The 18,079-nt window shown below is 64.2% G+C and carries 15 protein-coding genes; 7 read left to right on the top strand and 8 right to left on the bottom strand.

Annotated elements, in window-relative coordinates; all coding sequences use genetic code 11:
- Positions 1 to 22: 22 nt before the first annotated feature.
- Positions 23 to 1,003 (bottom strand): adenosylcobinamide-phosphate synthase CbiB, encoded by a 981-nt coding sequence (gene cbiB / locus AT395_RS18770; RefSeq protein WP_042116988.1) that lies wholly within the window; start codon positions 1,001 to 1,003, stop codon positions 23 to 25.
- A gap of 6 nt (positions 1,004 to 1,009) precedes the next feature.
- Positions 1,010 to 1,561, bottom strand: a complete 552-nt coding sequence (gene cobU / locus AT395_RS18765; protein WP_048629994.1) for a bifunctional adenosylcobinamide kinase/adenosylcobinamide-phosphate guanylyltransferase — start codon at positions 1,559 to 1,561, stop codon at positions 1,010 to 1,012.
- 40 nt (positions 1,562 to 1,601) lie between these two features.
- Here cobU and AT395_RS18760 point away from each other — a divergent pair, with 40 nt between their 5' ends.
- Entirely contained in the window at positions 1,602 to 3,110 is a 1,509-nt protein-coding gene (locus AT395_RS18760; RefSeq protein ID WP_048629988.1) for a cobyric acid synthase, read from the top strand.
- 184 nt (positions 3,111 to 3,294) lie between these two features.
- On the top strand, positions 3,295 to 3,918 hold the full coding sequence (locus tag AT395_RS18755) for a ParA family protein (RefSeq protein ID WP_042116986.1): 624 nt from the start codon (positions 3,295 to 3,297) through the stop codon (positions 3,916 to 3,918).
- Positions 3,919 to 3,996: 78 nt separating this feature from the next.
- On the opposite strand, the gene panD is transcribed toward AT395_RS18755, so the two are convergent.
- The 4 genes from panD to AT395_RS18735 all read right to left on the bottom strand — a co-directional run bounded on the left by panD (position 3,997) and on the right by AT395_RS18735 (position 6,904).
- Positions 3,997 to 4,419, bottom strand: a complete 423-nt coding sequence (gene panD, locus AT395_RS18750; protein WP_039373914.1) for an aspartate 1-decarboxylase — start codon at positions 4,417 to 4,419, stop codon at positions 3,997 to 3,999.
- Between the two features lie 127 nt (positions 4,420 to 4,546).
- Positions 4,547 to 5,383, bottom strand: a complete 837-nt coding sequence (gene panC, locus AT395_RS18745) for a pantoate--beta-alanine ligase (RefSeq protein WP_048629987.1) — start codon at positions 5,381 to 5,383, stop codon at positions 4,547 to 4,549.
- Between the two features lie 170 nt (positions 5,384 to 5,553).
- Positions 5,554 to 6,417, bottom strand: a complete 864-nt coding sequence (locus tag AT395_RS18740) for a segregation and condensation protein A (protein ID WP_042118933.1) — start codon at positions 6,415 to 6,417, stop codon at positions 5,554 to 5,556.
- A 304-nt stretch (positions 6,418 to 6,721) separates the two neighbouring features.
- Positions 6,722 to 6,904: a DUF3460 family protein gene (locus tag AT395_RS18735; protein ID WP_039373917.1), complete on the bottom strand. Its 183-nt coding sequence runs from the start codon at positions 6,902 to 6,904 to the stop codon at positions 6,722 to 6,724.
- 328 nt (positions 6,905 to 7,232) lie between these two features.
- On the opposite strand from AT395_RS18735, the gene AT395_RS18730 reads away from it, so the two are divergent.
- From AT395_RS18730 to bamE, 3 genes are all read left to right on the top strand, one after another.
- Entirely contained in the window at positions 7,233 to 8,981 is a 1,749-nt protein-coding gene (locus AT395_RS18730; RefSeq protein ID WP_082164890.1) for an autotransporter assembly complex protein TamA, read from the top strand.
- Between the two features lie 149 nt (positions 8,982 to 9,130).
- The gene (locus AT395_RS18725; RefSeq protein ID WP_048629966.1) at positions 9,131 to 13,174 is read left to right on the top strand and encodes a translocation/assembly module TamB domain-containing protein; all 4,044 of its coding nucleotides are present in this window, start codon (positions 9,131 to 9,133) and stop codon (positions 13,172 to 13,174) included.
- 127 nt (positions 13,175 to 13,301) lie between these two features.
- A complete protein-coding gene (gene bamE, locus AT395_RS18720) occupies positions 13,302 to 13,838 on the top strand; it encodes an outer membrane protein assembly factor BamE domain-containing protein (protein ID WP_048629965.1) in 537 nt (178 codons plus the stop codon).
- Positions 13,839 to 13,883: 45 nt separating this feature from the next.
- Here the strand turns inward: bamE and AT395_RS18715 are convergent, their stop codons facing one another.
- A complete protein-coding gene (locus AT395_RS18715) occupies positions 13,884 to 14,147 on the bottom strand; it encodes a DUF6356 family protein (protein ID WP_048629964.1) in 264 nt (87 codons plus the stop codon).
- Between the two features lie 117 nt (positions 14,148 to 14,264).
- On the opposite strand from AT395_RS18715, the gene AT395_RS18710 reads away from it, so the two are divergent.
- Both AT395_RS18710 and AT395_RS18705 read left to right on the top strand, forming a co-directional pair.
- On the top strand, positions 14,265 to 14,726 hold the full coding sequence (locus AT395_RS18710) for an Lrp/AsnC family transcriptional regulator (protein WP_036662003.1): 462 nt from the start codon (positions 14,265 to 14,267) through the stop codon (positions 14,724 to 14,726).
- 93 nt (positions 14,727 to 14,819) lie between these two features.
- Positions 14,820 to 15,548, top strand: a complete 729-nt coding sequence (locus AT395_RS18705; protein ID WP_048629963.1) for a class I SAM-dependent methyltransferase — start codon at positions 14,820 to 14,822, stop codon at positions 15,546 to 15,548.
- Between the two features lie 141 nt (positions 15,549 to 15,689).
- Here AT395_RS18705 and metG read toward each other — a convergent pair whose 3' ends face one another.
- The gene (gene metG, locus AT395_RS18700; protein WP_048629962.1) at positions 15,690 to 17,798 is read right to left on the bottom strand and encodes a methionine--tRNA ligase; all 2,109 of its coding nucleotides are present in this window, start codon (positions 17,796 to 17,798) and stop codon (positions 15,690 to 15,692) included.
- Positions 17,799 to 18,079: the final 281 nt, after the last annotated feature.

Raw genomic sequence — 18,079 nt, 5'->3', positions numbered from 1 at the left:
GGCTGCGATGATGGGGCTACGGTCACGTCACGCCAACCGGCAAGGCGTCAGCCTGTGACGCCGCGAAGAGCGCGAGCGCACCGCTAACGATCAGCCACATCCACATCGAACGCGAGATCAGCCGCCACGCGGCCTTGATGTGCTGGGCCGAGGGTTCCATGCCGCAACCCAGCGCCGGGCGCGGCTCCCACTCGCCGTGATAGCGTGCCGGGCCGCCCAGTTGAACGCCGAGACTGCCTGCCCCCGCGGCCATCACAGGTCCCGCGTTGGGGCTCGACCACGCGCTTGCCTGCGTGCGCCAGCAGTCGATGGCACGCGCGACATCTCCGAAGACCGCGTAGCTTGCCGCCGTCAGGCGTGCGGGAATCCAGTTGAGCACGTCGTCGATACGCGCGGCCGGCCGGCCGAAGTAAAGAAACTTGTCGGTGCGATAGCCCCACATGGCGTCGAGCGTGTTCGCCAGCCGAAACAGCACGACGCCGGGGGCGCCCGCAATGGCGAACCAGAATAGCGCGCCGAAGATCGCGTCGTTACCGTTCTCCAGCGTCGACTCGACGGCCGCCCGCGCGAGATCGGATGCGCTCGCGTCTTCGGTGTCGCGCGAGACGATGCGAGCGGTCAGCGCGCGAGCTTGCGCCAGATCGCCGTCGCGAAGGGCGTGGGCGATGGGCATTACATGCTCGCGCAGACTGCGTGCGCCGAGCGCTGCATACAACGCCAGCGCCTGCCAGAGAATGCCGCTCCAGCCCGGGAGGAACGTCAGCCCCCACGCGATGAGCACGGGGAGCACGAGCATGATCATCCAGGCCCATGTGCCACGTGTCATGGCGCTGAAGGGTTTGTCGCGCGATTCGGGATCGTTGAGCCAGGCTTCGACGCCGTTCGCAATATAGCCGAATCCCACCAACGGATGCCATCGGCGCGGCTCGCCGAGCCAGGCGTCGAGCAGCACGCCGATCAGCGCGGCGAGCCAGAGCGATTCGGGGGCGAGTCCAGTGAGCATCGACGGTTATCCTTTGACGGCCATCGGCAGTCCGGCGACGACAAAGCGCACTTGCGGGGCCAGCGCGGCCACACGTTGGTTCAGACGTCCGAGTTCATCGACGTAGCGGCGCGTGAGTGAACCCATGGGGATCACGCCCAGCCCGATTTCATTGCTGACGATCACGATCTTGCCGGGCAGTGACCCCAGTGTCTGCGCCAACGATTCGACGACGTTGTGCCACTGTGCGTCGCTGGCAGGGCCGTCGGGGTGGTCGTCGGGAGGGCATAGCCAGCCGGCAAGCCACAAGGGAAGGCAGTCGACCAGCACGCAGTGGCCGTCGCGGGCAACGTCGCGCAGCGCGCCAGCGAGGTCGCGCCCGACTTCCACGGTTGGCCAGTGCGACGGCCGACTGGCGCGATGATGGGCAATGCGAGCGTGCATCTCGGGCTCGTCACTCATGGCTGCGGTGGCGAGGTAAGTGACTGGCAGGCCGCTTTGTCCGGCGAGACGTTCGGCGAACGCGCTTTTGCCGGAGCGCGCGCCACCCAGCACGAAAGTCAGGTCGAGGGCACTCATGAGCGATATTGTACGAGCGCCCGATGCGATAATCCGCGTCATGAGTGAAATCCCTGTCAATTTCGGCGCGTCGTCGCGCGCTTACCGGGGCACCCTGATGATTCAGGGGACGTCCTCGGACGCGGGCAAGAGCACGGTGGTCGCCGGACTATGCCGCCTGCTATACCGAGAAGGTGTGCGCGTCGCGCCGTTCAAACCGCAGAACATGGCGCTCAATAGCGCCGTGACCGCCGACGGCGGCGAGATCGGGCGTGCGCAGGCGTTGCAGGCGCAGGCCGCCGGCGTCGCGCCGCACACCGACTTCAACCCCGTATTGCTCAAGCCGAGCAGCGACCGGGGCGCACAGGTCATCATCGGCGGCAAGGTCATGGCCGATCTCGACGCGCGCGCCTATCACGAGTACAAGCCGCGCGCGATGGCGGCCGTGCTGGCCGCTTACGAGCGTTTGCGCACAGGCTACGACACCGTACTCGTGGAGGGGGCGGGCAGTCCGGCCGAGGTGAATCTGCGCTCGCGCGACATTGCAAACATGGGCTTTGCCGAGGCGGTCGACGCGCCGGTGCTGCTCGTCGCCGATATCGACCGGGGTGGCGTGTTCGCGCAATTGCTGGGCACCCTTGCGTGTCTGTCGGACAGCGAACGCGCACGCATCAAGGGTTTCGTCATCAACCGGTTTCGCGGCGATCCGTCGCTGCTCACCAGTGGTCTTGAATGGATCGAGGCGCGCACGGGGGTTCCGGTGCTGGGCGTGCTGCCGTATCTTCACGGCCTGCATCTGGACGGCGAAGACATGCTGCCCGGCGAGCGGCACAAGGCCGCCAGCGGCGAGACGCGGTTGCGTGTCGCGGTGCCGGCGTTGCCGCGCATCAGCAATCACACCGATTTCGACGCGTTGCGGGCGCATCCGCAAGTCGACTTTCGCTATGTGAGCGCTGGTGAGTCGTGGCCCGCGAGCGACCTCGTGATCCTGCCCGGCAGCAAACATGTGCGTGCCGACCTGGCATGGCTTCGTGCACAGGGCTGGGCGACGGCGATGGCACGGCACCTGCGTTATGGGGGGAAAGTGCTTGGGATCTGCGGTGGCTTGCAGATGCTGGGGACTGCGATTCACGACCCGCAGGGCCTGGAAGGCGAGGCAGGCACGACAGGTGGACTCGGCTGGCTGGATCTCGAGACCACGATGGAGGCGCAGAAGCAGCTTCGCGTTGTGGCGGGGCGTCTGAGCGCTGGCGACGCGCCGGTGACCGGGTACGAAATTCACATGGGCGTGACAAGCGGGGCGGCGCTCGGACGTCCCGCCGTCTGGCTGAACGAGGCGGGCACCGAGCGTGCCGATGGCGCGCGCTCGGCCGACGATCAGGTCATGGGGACCTATTTGCATGGACTGTTCGATACGCCGCAGGCGTTACACGCGCTGCTGACATGGGCCGGTGCCCGCGATTTCGAGGCGCAGGACTACAACGCATTGCGCGAGGCCTCGCTCGACCGGCTGGCGGATTCGTTTGCCGCGCATCTTGATCTTCCGCGCGTGTGGGCTTGCCTGCGCTAACGGTCGTGCGCTGGGGATCGATGGGATAGACAAGATAGGCGGAACCGTCGGAACTGTCGGAACGGCAGCGCTGCGGCGACCGTCGAGATTGCCGGGGCCGCCGGGGCCGCCGGGGCCGCCGGAACATGAGGCTGCCATCCAACCGTTGTAAGATGAGCGGCAAATCGACCTCGGGGAGTCTGCAATGCCGGTGATCGTGGTGGCGAATCCAAAGGGTGGCGTGGGCAAGAGCACGCTGGCAACGAATTTGGCCGGGTATCTGGCGGCACAGGGCCATGCGGTGATGCTCGGCGACACCGACCGGCAGCAGTCCTCGCGTGCCTGGCTGGGTCTGCGCCCGCCAGCGCTGCGCGCGATTGGCACCTGGGAAGTCGATCACAACGACGTCGCACGTCCTCCCAAGGGCACGACCCATGCGGTGCTCGATACGCCGGCCGGCCTTCACGGCAAGCGGCTCGACGCGATTCTCAAGCTCGCCGATCACGTGCTGGTACCGTTGCAGCCGTCGATCTTCGACATTCTCGCCACGCGCGACTTCCTGCAAAAACTGGGCGAGGAGAAGGCCGTACGTCAGGGGGATGTGCGCATCGGCGTGGTCGGCATGCGCGTCGACGCCCGCACGCGTGCGGCCGATCAACTCTCACGATACTGCGAAGAGGCGGGCCTGCCGGTGCTCGGCATGTTGCGTAATACGCAGAACTACGTGCAGCTCGCCGCGCACGGCCTCACGCTGTGGGACGTGGCGCCGGGGCGCGTCGAACGCGATTTGCCGCAATGGGAAGGCATCACGGCATTCGTGGCGAAGTGATCGATCACGCCGGGAGGCGGTGTATCAATAGACAAAGGGGCCTGCGGGCCCCTTTGTCGTTAGCGTCGAAGCGTTGCCTTACTTGGCGGCCTGCGCAGCCTCGAAGGCGCGGGTGTCTTCCCACGCTTGCAGCGGCACGTGATCGCGCTCGCCCTTTTGCACGTTCTTGTCGTCGACGAACACCAGCTTCGGCTTGAAGCCGGCCAGCACTTCCTTTTCCTCGACCTGGGCATACGACACGATGATGACGATGTCGCCCAACTGCGCGCGGCGCGCGGCTGCACCATTGAGCGAGATCATGCCGCTGCCACGTTCGCCGCGAATGGCATAGGTGGTGAAGCGCTCGCCGTTGTTGACGTTGAAAATGTCGATTTGCTCATTTTCGACAAGGCCCGAGGCTTCGAGCAGGTTTTCGTCGATCGCGCACGAGCCTTCGTAATGCAATTCGCAATGCGTTACGGTGGCGCGATGGATCTTCGACTTGAGCATGGTGCGGTACATGGCTTGCCTCTTGTGTTGCGGTGTCGCGCGAGCGGCGCGACGAAAGATGCGCGTGCAACCGGCACGCGCGGCTTGCGTCGGGAGCACACGGCGCCGGTCGTTCGACCGTGCGTCATGTACCCGGCGCTCAGATTTCCAGATTGTCGATCAGACGCGTAGCGCCAAGCTTGGCCGCCGCGAGCACCACGAGGCTCTCGGCCGGCGCGGCGCCGGGTGCCGGCACGCGCAGGTTGGCGCGTTGGCGAATCGCCACGTAATCCGGTTTCCAGCCACGCTCGGTCAGTGTTTGCATGGCGGCCGCTTCGAGGGCGGCGTAGTCCGTCTTGCCAGCGTTCACGTCGTCGCGAATCTGGCCCAGCAAACGATAAAGCTGCGGCGCTTCGGTGCGCTCCGCATCCGACAGATAGCGATTGCGCGACGACAGCGCCAGGCCGTCCTCGGCACGCACCGTCTCGGCGGCAATGATCTCGATCGGCAGTGCGAACTGACGGCACATGCTGCGCACGATCATCAGTTGCTGGTAATCCTTCTTGCCGAACACAGCCACGCGGGGCTGCACGCAGGAGAACAGCTTGGTGACGACCGTGCAGACCCCCTTGAAGAAGCCGGGGCGGAACTCGCCTTCGAGAATGTCGCCCAGATCGTGCGGCGGCTCGACGCGGTATTCCTGCGGCTCCGGATACATCTCCTTCTCGTCAGGCGAAAACAGCACGTAGACGTTCTCGCGCGTGAGCTTCTCGATGTCTTCGGCCATCGTGCGCGGGTACTTGTCGAAATCTTCGTTCGGCCCGAATTGCAGGCGGTTCACGAAAATGCTGGCAACGACCGGGTCGCCGTGCTGGCGCGCCAGGCGCATGAGCGACAGATGCCCTTCGTGCAGGTTGCCCATCGTGGGCACGAAGGCGACGCGATTCTGTCCGCGCAGTTGATCGCGCAGTTCGTGAATCGAGGGGATAACTTTCATTGAAGTTCCGTGCGTGGCGTACGTTGATGACGTCCAAGTGTGGCGCGCGCCTTATCTGGCAAGGGCGTGGCCGCCAAAATGTCCGGGGGATTGTAGAGGAAATCTCATTGGGCGTGCGCAAAACCGCGCTGGTCCAACGGACTCCCTCGGCCGCGAGGAATGACTGGCGCTCAGTTGGGGGAATAGGTCAGGCGGACATAGATCGGCGCAAACGGCTCGGCCTGAGTGATCTCCAGCAGCGATTCGCGCGAGAGTTCGAGCATGGCGATGAAATTGACCACGACAACGGGCACGCCGCGCGTGACGTCGAAGAGTTCGGTGAATTCCATGAAGCGCGCCCCTTGGAGACGCCTCAGGATCTGACTCATGTGCTCGCGCACGGACAGTTCCTCGCGCGAGATCTTGTGATGCTGTACGAGCTTGGCCCGGCGCAGCACTTCGGCCCACGCGGCGCGCAGATCTTCGGCGTCGACATCGGGAAAGCGCGGCTGGAGGCTCTGCTCGATATACACCTGCGAGCGCAGGAAGTCGCGGCCCAGCACCGGCAGCGTGTCGAGCTTTTGCGCGGCAAGCTTCATCTGCTCGTACTCAAGCAGGCGGCGCACGAGTTCTGCGCGTGGATCTTCGGCTTCTTCGCCCGTGTCGGCCTTCTTGACCGGCAACAGCATGCGCGACTTGATCTCGATGAGCATCGCCGCCATGAGCAGATACTCGGACGCGAGTTCGAGATTGGTCCGGCGGATCTGTTCGACGTAGAGCAGGTATTGCTTCGTGACCTGCGCCATCGGAATGTCGAGCACGTTGAAGTTCTGCTTTCGGATCAGATACAGCAACAAGTCGAGCGGGCCCTCGAAGGCTTCGAGGAAGATCTCCAGCGCGTCGGGCGGGATGTACAGATCGGTCGGCAGCGCGAAGAGCGGTTCGCCATACAGGCGCGCACGCGCCACACCGTCGACGATGTCCGGCGTAGTGTCCTGCCCGCTCTGTGGTGCGGGCAGCTCCGTTGTCGTGACGGCAACGGGATGGGGCTTGATCGGATGCGCCTCCGATGTCCCCGGGCGCGTGACACCGGCCGCCGATCCGGCGGGCGCGGCCGACGCGGCAGATTCAGCAGATTCAGCAGATTCAGCCGATTCAGCCGATTCAGCCGATTTGTCGCCCTCGTTGGATTCCCTTGCGGCGGCTGACGCCTCGTTAGTATCGCCATTCTGGCCGTCATCCGGCGCGGCATCGACGTGCGCAGACACCGGCGCGATCTCGGGGATCGGCTCGGGGGTGTGCGACGGATCGTCGGGCGGACTCGGATTCAATGCAGCACTCGGCGCGAGAGGCGGCGACTTACTCGCTTTGGTAGACGTACGGCTGCTGGGCCACGCGCGATTGCTGGGCGCGGCGGCGCTCTTCCATATCGATCGGCTGCTTGTCCCACAGCAGCGAGCGGCCCTGACGTTGCTCGGCTTCCAGCGCCGGCTTCTCGGACTTCAATTGCTTGATGAATTGGGTGATGTCGGACTCGTACATGGTCGAATGCTTGAAAAATAGGCAAAAGCGGCGCCATCGCAATGGCACCAATCGACGCAGATTCTACCGCAAACGCGTTATGGTTCGCCTTTTTGGCTGAATTGGGATACGCGAGTGAAATCCGCCGTGGGGATATGGTCAAATACGGCTCATCTCCGCGTCGCACGTTACGTCGTTGTGCGATGCTTGCCAGTATTGTTGTTCGATTGGGCACCCTGAACCGCACGCGGGACAACCCGCGGCGGCATTTAAGATTCCAAGGAAGGTTTTGACCGTCTCGCAGATCAAACCCCGTTACGACGTTTCTCGTCGCCTCGGCGTGCGCCCTTTGCGCACCCTACCTGCCGCACTCCTGAGCCTGGCCGTGCTGACCTGTGGCTTGCTGGGGCCGGGCGCGGCGCAGGCCGACTATCGTGTTCGTGTCGACGCCCCCAACGGTCTGGCCAAGCTGCTCAAGGATAATCTCGACCTTGTGCGCTATGCCGAGCGCGACGATATTGGCGAGGCGCAGTTCGAGCACCTGGTCGCCACGGTGGGGGAGCAGATACAGGAACTGACGTCGACGGAAGGCTATTTCTCGCCGGTCACGCATGTGGACGTCGCCACCGTCAACGGCAAGCGCGACGTTCACGTCACTGTCGATTCGGGACCGCGCACGCATATCAAGGAAGTGGCGTTGAAATTCGACGGCCCGGTGGTCGATCAGGACCCGCAGCGCGTGGCGCAGTTGCGCAGCGCGTGGGAACTGCCGGTGGACGCACCGTTTCGTCAGGCCGATTGGGACAAGGCGAAGAACGACACGCTGTTCCAGCTCGGACAGAAGCGGTATCACGCGGCGAAGATGGCGTTCTCGCGCGCGGTGATCGATGCCGACAGCGACACGGCGTCGCTGGCGGCGACCTATGAAAGCGGGCCGCCGTTCACGCTGGGCCCGCTCATCATCACCGGGACCCGTCGCTATCCCGAGCAGATCATCCGCAACGTCAATCCGCTGTCCGTGGGCGAGCCGTTCGACGCCGACCGCTTGCAGGAACTACAACGCCAGATTCAGGCCACGCCGTATTTTTCGAACGTCATCATTTCGGTGACGGAAGACCCCGCGATGGCCGAGAACGCACCGATCGAAGTGAAAGTGCGCGAGTTTCCGGTGCAACGCGTGCAGAGCGGGGTGGGTTATACGACGGATACGGGGGCGAGCGTCAACGGCCGGTATTCGTACTACAACCTGTTCGGCCGGGCCTGGACCTTCGACTCGCAGGCGCGTCTGGAGCAGTACCGCCAGGGCGGTTACGCCGAAATCGGCATGCCGCCCGATACCTCGGCATATACCAACAGTCTGCGCGGATCGTTCGACCGCACCTACCTGAATGGCCTCGATCAGCGCTCGACGCAAATCGGCATCAAGCGCGCCCGCTCGCGCGAGCGCTATGACTGGGCTTATACGCTCGACTTCTACCGCACCGACGAGCGGCCGGACGGCGGCCAGCGATTCCTCAACAAGGCGCTCGTGCCGGCGTTTTCATGGAATCGTCGCGACGTAGACGACCTGATCTTTCCGCGCAAGGGCAACATCATCAACACGCAAATTGGTTTCGCCGCAAAGCCTTTGCTCACCGATCAGAGTTTTGCGCGTTTGTATGGCCGTATTCGTCAGTACTTTCCCGTCGGACAACGCGATCTCGTGATCGCACGTCTGGAACTTGGCGCTGTCCTCACGAACGGCAACAGCAACCGCATTCCGTCGTCGCTGCTGTTCTTCGCGGGCGGCACGTCGTCGATTCGCGGGTACACGTATCAGAGCATCGGCCGTCAGCAGAACGGCACCACATTCCCAACGAAATACCTCGGTACGGCAAGCCTCGAATACCAGCGCTGGGTCACGCGCGACTGGGGCGGGGCCGTGTTCTGGGACGTCGGCACGGCCACCGACGACTATCGGCACCCCACGCCGCTGTATCACGGTGTGGGCTTCGGGGTACGCTGGCGCAGCCCGGTCGGGCCGGTGAATCTCGACCTTGGTTACGGCGTGCACGACCGGCGCTTCCGCCCGGCCATTTCGCTGGGGGTGGCATTCTGATGATGACGATGCCCCCGAATCCTCAGAATCCTCCGAGCACTGTGAGCATTGCGAGTGCGACGCCCGGCGATACGCCAGCACTGCCGCCGCCGTCTCCCCCCACCGCGCCGCCCCCGCCATCGCCCCCTCCGCGCCGGCGTTGGGGACGCATGCTGGCGGGCATTGTGCTGACGCTGCTGCTGATCCTGGCGTTGGCGCTCGGCGCGCTGCTCTGGGCAATGTCGAGCGAGCGGGGCAGCCGCTGGTTGTGGCAAACCGCCGTGTCGACGCTTGGCGGCAAGCTCTCGGGCGAATGGCGCAGCGGCAGCTTCGCGCGGGGCTTCACGGTGAACGATGTGCGCTATCTCGACGGCGCGACGCGCATTACCGTAAGCCGTCTTGAGAGTCGCTGGGCGTTGGGCCTGAGCCCGCTGCATTTCACCGTCGACAAGTTGCACGCGGGCGAGGTGGCGCTGGCGTTTGCGCCGTCGCCGCCATCGAACACGCCGACGACGATGCCTTCGAGCCTGCGCCTGCCGCTCGGGCTGACGCTGAACGACGTTCGCGTTGGCCGGCTCACGTTGGCGTCTCCCGCGCTGGTACTCGACGACATTCGGGTCTCCGCGCGCAGCGATGGTACGCAACACACCGTTCAGATCGAACACGTCGGCACGCCCTACGGCGAGGCGCAGGCGAACCTGCAATTGAACGGACGGCGTCCGTTCGCGCTCGGCGGCAACGTTGGATTGCAGGCCAGGGCGGGCGATATTCCCGTGGCGTTGGAGGCCAATCTGTCCGGCTCGCTCGACGCACTTGTCATCGATCTGAGCGCGAGCGGCGAAAAGCTGAACGGCACGGCACATATCGCGGCGTCGCCCTTTGGCCCGGTGCCGCTCTCTCGCGCGCGGATCGCACTGGATCACTTGAATCCGCGAGATTTCGCCGCCGGCGCGCCAGAGGCGGATCTGGCCGTACAAGCCGACTTGCGGCCGGAACCCGGGGCGAAGGCATTCCGAGTGCTGGGGCCGGTGTCCGTCGTCAATGCCAAGCCTGGCGCTATCGATGCCGGCGGGTTGCCCGTCGAGAGTCTTCGCACGCAGGTGTTGCTCGATGCAACGCGTCAGGCCCTGACCGGCATTGAATTGAAGCTCGCGGGCCGCGCGCTGCTCACCGGTAGCGGCGAGTTGCGTCGCGAGAAGATTGCCGCGACGGCTGCGACGGCCCCGGTGGCGTCGGGGGCGAGCGGTGCTACGGCGGCCCCGGTGGCAACGTCGGTAACGTCGGTAACGTCGGAAACGTCTGATACCGAGGCCACGGTTGGCGGGTTCGCCTTCACGATGCGCGATCTCGATCTGCGCGCCCTCTACGGCAAGCTGCCGGCGACAAAGCTCGCCGGGCCGCTCGACATCAAGCTCGACGCCGCCGGGCAGCGCATTGTCCTCGACTGGCGAGACACCGCCCGGCGTGTGCAGGCCGATGTGGGGCTCGACGCCAGGGGGACTACGATTCACACTTTCTCGCTCGACGCGGGCAACGGTAAGGTCGCCGCGACCGGGGTTCTCGAAAACGGCGGTACCGGCGCGTATCAGGCGCAGATCAAGCTTTCGCGCTTCGATCCCGCAGCGTGGTACGACCTGTACGGTCCGCAGAAGCGCGGCGCCAAGACCCCGCAAGCGAGCGTCACAGGCCAGTTCGACGCGCAGGGCACACTGCGTCCGGCGTTCGGCCTCTCACTCAAATTCGCGTTGCAGGACAGTGTCTACGCCGACTTGCCCATGAGCGGGGCCGGCACTGTCAGGCTTGCCGGTTCGCGCTTGTTGCCGAGCGACGCCAACCTGCTCGTAGCAGGTAACAAGGTGGCGTTGCGAGGCAATTTCGGCGCGCCGGGCGACAAGATGGCGGTGAATATCGATGCACCATCGCTCGACAAGCTCGGCTTCGGCCTCGCAGGCCGGTTGCAACTCGACGGGCAGGTGTCGGGCACGATCGAGCGTCCGGCCGTCGTCGCCACGCTCGCGGCCGACAAGCTCGTGTTCGGTGCGCAGACGCTTGAGCATCTGAGCGGCAAGGTAGATGTGAGCGGTGGTTTGCCGGGCGCGGCGAGCGACCGTCTGAACGTGACGCTCGATGGCCGTGGGTTCACCAGCGACGTTGCGCGGCTCGACAACCTCTCCGTGGTGCTGGCGGGCACCCGTGGCGCCCATACGCTGCATCTCAAAACGGCGGGCAAGCTGCGCGAAGCGCCGCTCGACATGACGCTCGACGCTGCCGGTGCCGTGACCGACACGCGCGGCAAACCGGGCTGGCGCGGCACGATTCAGACGCTCGAAAACCGTGGCGTGCCGAAGCTCCATTTGGCGGCACCGTGGCAGGTCGAAGCGAGCGCTGAACGTGTGCATCTCGGTGCGGCCAGATTGGTGACGGGCGCCGGCGAGCTCTCGCTCGCGAACTTCGATTACGGCGACGGACAGTTGAAAACCGCCGGTACCATCGACACGCTCGACGTTGCGCAGGTGCTGCGCGTGGTGCAGTCGTTCACCGGCGAGCCGTCGCCGGTGGAGAGCGACCTTGTGCTCGACGGCAAGTGGGATGTGCGCGTCGGTCAGCGCGCCGACGGATTTGTCGAGATGGTGCGCCGGCGTGGCGACGTGACACTGCGTCGCGGCGGTCTCAACGAAAGCGTGAAGGTGACGGTGACCGGTATTCCCGGTCTGAGCCCGGAGAAGGGCGGGGTCGGTGCACGCGTGCCGCTGGGTATCTCGGAACTGCGCACGCGTATCGATCTGTCGGGCCAGACGGCGAGCACGACGGTGAAGGCTGTCTCGTCGCTGATTGGCACGGTGGATGCCGACGTGAAGACGGGCTTACATGTGCAGGGCGGGATCCCCAATGTGCCGGACGACGCCCCGCTGACCGGGCGCATTGCCGCTGTCATTCCCGACCTCTCGAAGTTCGAGACGCTGGCCGGTGCGCAATTCGCCTTCAAGGGGCGCGCCAACCTGCAAGTGACGCTGGCGGGCACCGTGGCCAAGCCACGACCCACGGGAGAACTGACCGCGGATGATCTGTCGGTGCAGATGTTCGACACCGGCGTGAGTATCAAGAACGGCCGGGTACGCATTGCGCTGACGCCGACCGAGATCGTGTTGCGCGACGTCGTTGTGACGGGCGGCGGCGGTGGCACGGCGAAGGCCGCGGGCAACATCCGCCTCGATACCCCCGAGCCGACCCTTGGTATCACGCTGACGGCCGACAAACTGCAATTGTTCGCGGCGCCCGACCGGCAGCTCTCGTTGAGTGGCGAGGCCAAGGCAGCAGGCAGCGGAGACGCGATGTCGGTGACCGGTAAGTTCACCGTCGACCGTGCGCGATTTGCTTTGCCGCCCACAAGCGCGCCGAAGCTGGGCGACGACGTTGTGGTCGTACGCGGCGGCGCTCAGTCTCGCGTCAAGCCGGTCGATCCGAAGGAAGAGGCCGCACGCATCAGCGCGAAGCCCGCCAGCCGATTCTCGCCGCACATCAATGTGGAAGTGGATCTGGGGCGCGACTTCCGCTTCGTCGGCGCGGGCGCCGATCTGCTGTTGCGCGGCAGCATGCGCGTGCAGAGCGATCCGCTCTCGCCAATGCGCGCGACCGGTACGATCACGGTGGCCGAGGGCACGTATGAGGCGTTTGACCGGAAGCTCGCCATCGAGCGAGGTCAGATCAACTTCGTGGGTCCGCTGGACAACCCCGACATCTACATTCAGGCCATGCGCCGCAATCAGGAGGTCGCAGCCGGGGTGCTCGTCACGGGCACGGTGCGTCAGCCGCGCGTGTCGCTCGTCTCCGAGCCCAACGTGTCGGACGAAGAGAAGCTCTCGTGGCTGATGTTCGGCCACGGTCCGGACGGTGCGGGCCTCGGCCAGCGTCAGGCGATGGCCGGTGCGGCGACGGCATTGCTCGGAGCGACCGGCGGCAAGCGCATCATCAAGGATCTGGGGATCGACGAGTTCAGTATCGGCACCAGCGACTCGGGGCTGTCGGACGACGAGCAGGTGGTGAAGGTGGGCAAGGCGATCTCGGACAACTTCGCGCTCGGATACGAGCAGAGTCTGACCAGCGCGGCGAGTATCGTGAAAATTACGTGGCAGGTCTCACGCCGCTGGCAACTGGTGCTGCGCACCGGCTCGCTGTCCGGCTTCGACGTGCTGTTCAACCGCCGCTTCGACTGATGCATCAGTCACAGCGAAGCGCGGGGGAGCGGTCAACTGTGAAGAGGAGGTGGTACCGATGCTAACGTCGCGTAGTTCCGTTCATTCGGCGCATGCGCTGCGCCGGAGTCTTCGTTGGGGAGTCGCCATGGGATTGTTCGCGAGTCTGCTGGGGTTATTCGGCTGCGATCAGCAGCAGATCGACAAAGCGCGAGAGAAGGCGCGTGACACGTTCAACGCCATCAAACCGGACGACATGCTGTTGCGCAACCTCATGCCGGGTGTCACCACCGAAGCGCAGGTGCGCGAGCAGATGGGCAAGCCCGAGATCGTCTGGGAGAACGACGACGGCTCGCGCCGGCTGGAGTACCCGCGCGCGCCGGGTGGCTTGCGGACCTATATGGTTGACATTGCTCCGGACGGAAAGCTGCGAGCCGTGACGCAGGCGCTTGCCGCAGAAAACTTCGGGCAGGTGCAGCCGGGTATGTCGCAGGACGATGTGCGGCGTTTGCTCGGCAAGCCAACGACCGTGGCGGAATATCGCCTGAAGAAGGAAACCGTTTGGAGTTGGCGCTGGCTGGAAGACGGCGTCAATACGCCGGGAATGTTCAACGTCCACTTTGGACCGGACGGTCGGGTAACGGTCACGTCGCGCTCCCCGGACCCGGCGTCCGAGCGCCCCTGAGTCTGATGCGCTCACACGAGCGCGCCTGAGACGCTATCGGGCTTGTTATCGCGTCGCCTGCTCAGCGGCCGCCGCCGTCTGATTCGCCTGAGTACCCTGGGGCGGGTGACGGTGGCGGTGGGTCACCATGCGATCGTGCAGACGCACGATGATCCGGCTGCCCGTTTTCTCGAACATGAACGGCAATACGGCGTGCACGAGGCAGGTCAGAAACGCACCCAGTAACGGCAACGCGAACGACAACGCGGACCCCATGTGCTGGAGGTAGCTTTCGCCGACAGAGGCGGGATGCCGGGTGAAGATTTTCATAATGCCCTCTGTTTCTGGAATATTTGTGAAGTCTACCTGCCGACGTCGGGTAAAGGCTTTCAAATATTCCGCCAAATCGGGTAGGATTTGGAAAAATTTACCTCCCAGGTGGCTGTCGTGGACAAGACCGATCTCGCAATTCTCGAAAATCTGCAAGCCGATGCTTCTCGTTCGCTGGGCGAACTGGCCGAGGCGGTTCACCTGTCGCCCACGCCGTGCTGGCGGCGCGTGCAACGTTTACGCGAAAACGGGGTCATCACGGGGCAGGTGACGCTGTGCGATCCCCAGCAACTCGACCTGCGCGTGACCGCGTTTGTGTTCATCAAGGCGGCGACCCACAGCGAGGACTGGATGGTCCGCTTTGTGGCCGGCGCACGGGAATTGCCTGAAATCGTCGAAATTCACCGCATGGCGGGCGAGATCGACTATCTGCTCAAGGTCTACCTGCCGGACATTGCGGCCTATGACCGTTTCTACAAAAAGCTCATCCGCGTTGCCGATTTGCAGGACATCAGCGCGAGCTTTTCCATGGAGACGGTGAAGTTCACGACTGCGTTGCCGGTGGATCATTTGCGCTAGGCCACGGCGGTAGATCGATCTGACGAGATGACCGCAGACTCGGCATTCGCCGCGAGCGGCCACCGTCCTACAGCGTTCGTTCGAAAAAATCGTATGGCTCAGAACATCTACGACAACCCCGAGTTTTTTGCCGGCTACCGCCAGTTGCCTCGTCAGGTGCTGGGATTGGACGGTACGCCCGAGTGGCCTGCCATCAGCTCCATGCTGCCCGATCTGCATGGCAAACGCGTGGTCGATCTTGGCTGTGGGTTTGGCTGGGCGTCGCGCTGGATGCGCGAGCAAGGCGCGGCGTCCGTGCTTGGCCTCGATCTGTCGCAGAACATGATCGACCGCGCAACGTCCCTCACGTCTGACCCGGCCATTGCGTATCGCATTGCCGATCTCGACACGTTTGACCTGCCGCCGGCGTCGTTCGATCTCGCCTACAGCGCGCTGACCTTTCACTACGTGCGCGACTTCGCGCGTCTCGTGCGGACGATTTACGCGAGCCTTGCGCCGGAAGGGGACTTCGTTTTCAGCATCGAACACCCGGTGTTCATGGCGGCAGCGCATCCGCACTGGATTGCCGATGAGGACGGTCGCAAGACCTGGCCGGTCAACGGTTACGCCACGGAGGGCGAGCGCCGTACCGACTGGTTCGCCAAAGGCGTGTTGAAGTACCACCGCACGCTCGGCACAACGCTGAACGGAGTTATCGCAGCAGGATTCCGGATTCGGAAGGTCGATGAGTTTGCGCCCACAGCGGAGCAGATTCGTCAGAACCCTTCGCTGGCGGAAGAACGGGAGCGTCCAATGATGTTGATGGTGTCGGCGTCGCGATAGACCGAACGCGGCCTCAACGGTACAAAGCGAAACACCCCGGTGCGGGACATGGCGTCCGGCACCGGGGTGTTTCGCTTGGGAAGGCCGTTACCGCCGTGAAGCGAGGTCTGCCTTCCCCTGTCCTGCGTGGGCGTTGGCTGATTATTTGACGCGCATGCCCGGCTTTGCGCCGTCGTGCGGCTCGAGGATGTAGATGCCCGGTTCGGCCTTCTCGTCGGTGGCCGATGCCGCGAGCACCATGCCTTCGGACAGCCCGAACTTCATCTTGCGCGGCGCGAGATTGGCCACCATCACGGTGAGCTTGCCCACGAGCGCTTCCGGCTGCGGATAAGCCGACTTGATCCCGGAGAAGACGTTGCGCGTTTGCGCCTCGCCTGCGTCGAGCGTGAGTTGCAGCAGCTTGTCCGAGCCTTCGACCGCCTTGCAGTCGACGATGCGCGCGATACGCAGATCGATCTTCGCGAAGTCGTCAATGGTGATGACACCGTCGTCAGTCCCCTTGTCGGCTTTCTCGGTCGTCTTGTCAGCCTTGGCCGTCTTGTCCTTGTTTTTGGCGGCAGCGGCGTCCGCGGCCGGCGCGCTTGCTTGCAGCGAGTCGCGGTTCGCTGCGAGCAGCGCTTCGACTTGTTTGCCCTCAACGCGCGTCATCAGGTGCTTGTACGCCGTGATGGCCGTGTCGGCGGTAAGCGGACGGGCGACGTCCTGCCACGCTTGCGGCGCGATATTCAGGAAGCGCTCGACTGCCTCGGCGGTCACCGGAAGCACCGGTTTGAGGTACAGCGTGAGCAGACGGAAGGCCTCGAGACACACCGAGCACGCCTCGTGCAAGGCAGCAGCCTGCGCCGGGTCCTTCGCCAGATCCCACGGCTTGACCGTGTCGACGTAGCCGTTCACGGCGTCGGCCTGCTCCATCACGAGACGCAGCGCCTTGCCGAACTCGCGGGCCTCGTAATGCGCGGCAATTTGTGGCGCAACGCCGCGCAACTGGCCGAGCAGCGGCGCTTGCATGGCGTCCGGCGACACGCGGCCGTCGAAGCGCTTGATGAGGAAGCCTGCGGCACGGCTGGCGATGTTGACGTACTTGCCGACCAGGTCGCTGTTCACGCGAGCAATGAAGTCATCGAGGTTCAGGTCGATGTCTTCCATCGTGTTGCTCAGCTTGGCGCCGATGTAATAGCGCAGCCATTCCGGATTGAGGCCCGTGTCGATGAAGCTCTGCGCCGTGATGAAGGTACCGCGCGACTTCGACATCTTCTGGCCGTCCACCGTCAGGAAGCCGTGTGCGAACACGTTGGTCGGCGTGCGATGGCCCGAGAACTCGAGCATGGCGGGCCAGAACAGCGTGTGGAAGTACAGAATGTCCTTGCCGATGAAGTGGTACTGCTCGGTGGTCGAGCCCGGTTTGACCCACTCCTCGAAGTTCAGGCCGCGTTGGGCGCAAAGATTCTTGAAGCTCGCGTAATAGCCGACCGGCGCGTCGAGCCACACGTAGAAGTACTTGCCCGGTGCGCCCGGAATCTCGAAGCCGAAGTAGGGCGCGTCGCGCGAGATATCCCAGTCGGCCAGTGTCGACTCGCCGTCTTCGCCGAGCCATTCCTTCATCTTGTTGGCCGCTTCGGGCTGGGCGAGACCGGCTACCCACTTGCGCAGGAACTGCTCGCAACGCTTGTCCGAGAGCTTGAAGAAGTAATGCGTGGACGTCTTGCGCACCGGCGTGGCGCCCGAGACCACCGAATATGGGTTGAGCAGGTCGGTCGGCGCGTAGGTCGAGCCGCAAACTTCGCACGAATCGCCATATTGGTCCTTCGCGCCGCATTTCGGGCATTCGCCCTTGATGAAGCGATCCGGCAGGAACATTTCCTTGACCGGGTCGTACGCCTGTTCGATATCGCGCGCCTCGATCAGGCCCTGGTCCTTGAGGGCAAGATAGACACTTTCCGACAATTCGCGGTTTTCTTCCGAATCCGTCGAATAGTAGTTATCGAACGAAATGCCGAAGCTGTCGAAGTCACGCTTGTGTTCCTTCCAGACGCGCTCGATCAGTTGCTTGGGGGTGAGACCCTCCTTCTCGGCGCGCAGCATGACGGGGGTGCCGTGCGTGTCGTCCGCCCCCACGTAATAGACCTCATTGCCCTGCATCCGCATGAACCGTACCCAGATATCGGTCTGGATGTATTCCACCAGGTGGCCGATGTGAATCTGGCCATTGGCGTACGGCAGGGCGGAGGTGACAAGAATGCGGCGGGACATGAGGATCGCTTGTGTGTTGAAGGGACGGGGAAAGGACGATTCTAGCAGGCGGGGCGGGAAGTCGCCCAACCGGGCGTGCCGGGAGGCGAAATCTGGCGGACCCGCCAGCGGCTGTGAGCGGCCCGGGCGGGATCGAATGGCCAAAAAAAAGCCGGAACCAGGTTCCGGCATAACTAGGCACACGTAACGTCAATAACAAAGAGGAGATGGAAGCGCCCACGGTAGGCACTTCCGAAGGGTCTGAGCGGTATGACGCGGGTTTAGTTCAACCGATGTGCCGA

Origin of the sequence: Pandoraea apista (assembly GCF_001465595.2) — a bacterium.
Classification (GTDB): Bacteria; Pseudomonadota; Gammaproteobacteria; order Burkholderiales; family Burkholderiaceae; genus Pandoraea; species Pandoraea apista.
This window is presented reverse-complemented; position numbering and strand designations above follow the sequence as displayed.

What these genes read in the sequence shown, in the direction of transcription:
- AT395_RS18760 (WP_048629988.1), top strand. Translation starts at nt 1,602, where the DNA reads ATGAGTGAAATCCCTGTCAATTTCGGCGCGTCGTCGCGCGCTTACCGG.
- panD (WP_039373914.1), bottom strand. Translation starts at nt 4,419, where the DNA reads ATGTACCGCACCATGCTCAAGTCGAAGATCCATCGCGCCACCGTAACG.
- bamE (WP_048629965.1), top strand. Translation starts at nt 13,302, where the DNA reads ATGGGATTGTTCGCGAGTCTGCTGGGGTTATTCGGCTGCGATCAGCAG.
- AT395_RS18725 (WP_048629966.1), top strand. Translation starts at nt 9,131, where the DNA reads ATGCTGGCGGGCATTGTGCTGACGCTGCTGCTGATCCTGGCGTTGGCG.
- AT395_RS18755 (WP_042116986.1), top strand. Translation starts at nt 3,295, where the DNA reads ATGCCGGTGATCGTGGTGGCGAATCCAAAGGGTGGCGTGGGCAAGAGC.
- cbiB (WP_042116988.1), bottom strand. Translation starts at nt 1,003, where the DNA reads ATGCTCACTGGACTCGCCCCCGAATCGCTCTGGCTCGCCGCGCTGATC.
- AT395_RS18705 (WP_048629963.1), top strand. Translation starts at nt 14,820, where the DNA reads ATGGCTCAGAACATCTACGACAACCCCGAGTTTTTTGCCGGCTACCGC.
- metG (WP_048629962.1), bottom strand. Translation starts at nt 17,798, where the DNA reads ATGTCCCGCCGCATTCTTGTCACCTCCGCCCTGCCGTACGCCAATGGC.
- AT395_RS18735 (WP_039373917.1), bottom strand. Translation starts at nt 6,904, where the DNA reads ATGTACGAGTCCGACATCACCCAATTCATCAAGCAATTGAAGTCCGAG.
- AT395_RS18715 (WP_048629964.1), bottom strand. Translation starts at nt 14,147, where the DNA reads ATGAAAATCTTCACCCGGCATCCCGCCTCTGTCGGCGAAAGCTACCTC.
- panC (WP_048629987.1), bottom strand. Translation starts at nt 5,383, where the DNA reads ATGAAAGTTATCCCCTCGATTCACGAACTGCGCGATCAACTGCGCGGA.
- cobU (WP_048629994.1), bottom strand. Translation starts at nt 1,561, where the DNA reads ATGAGTGCCCTCGACCTGACTTTCGTGCTGGGTGGCGCGCGCTCCGGC.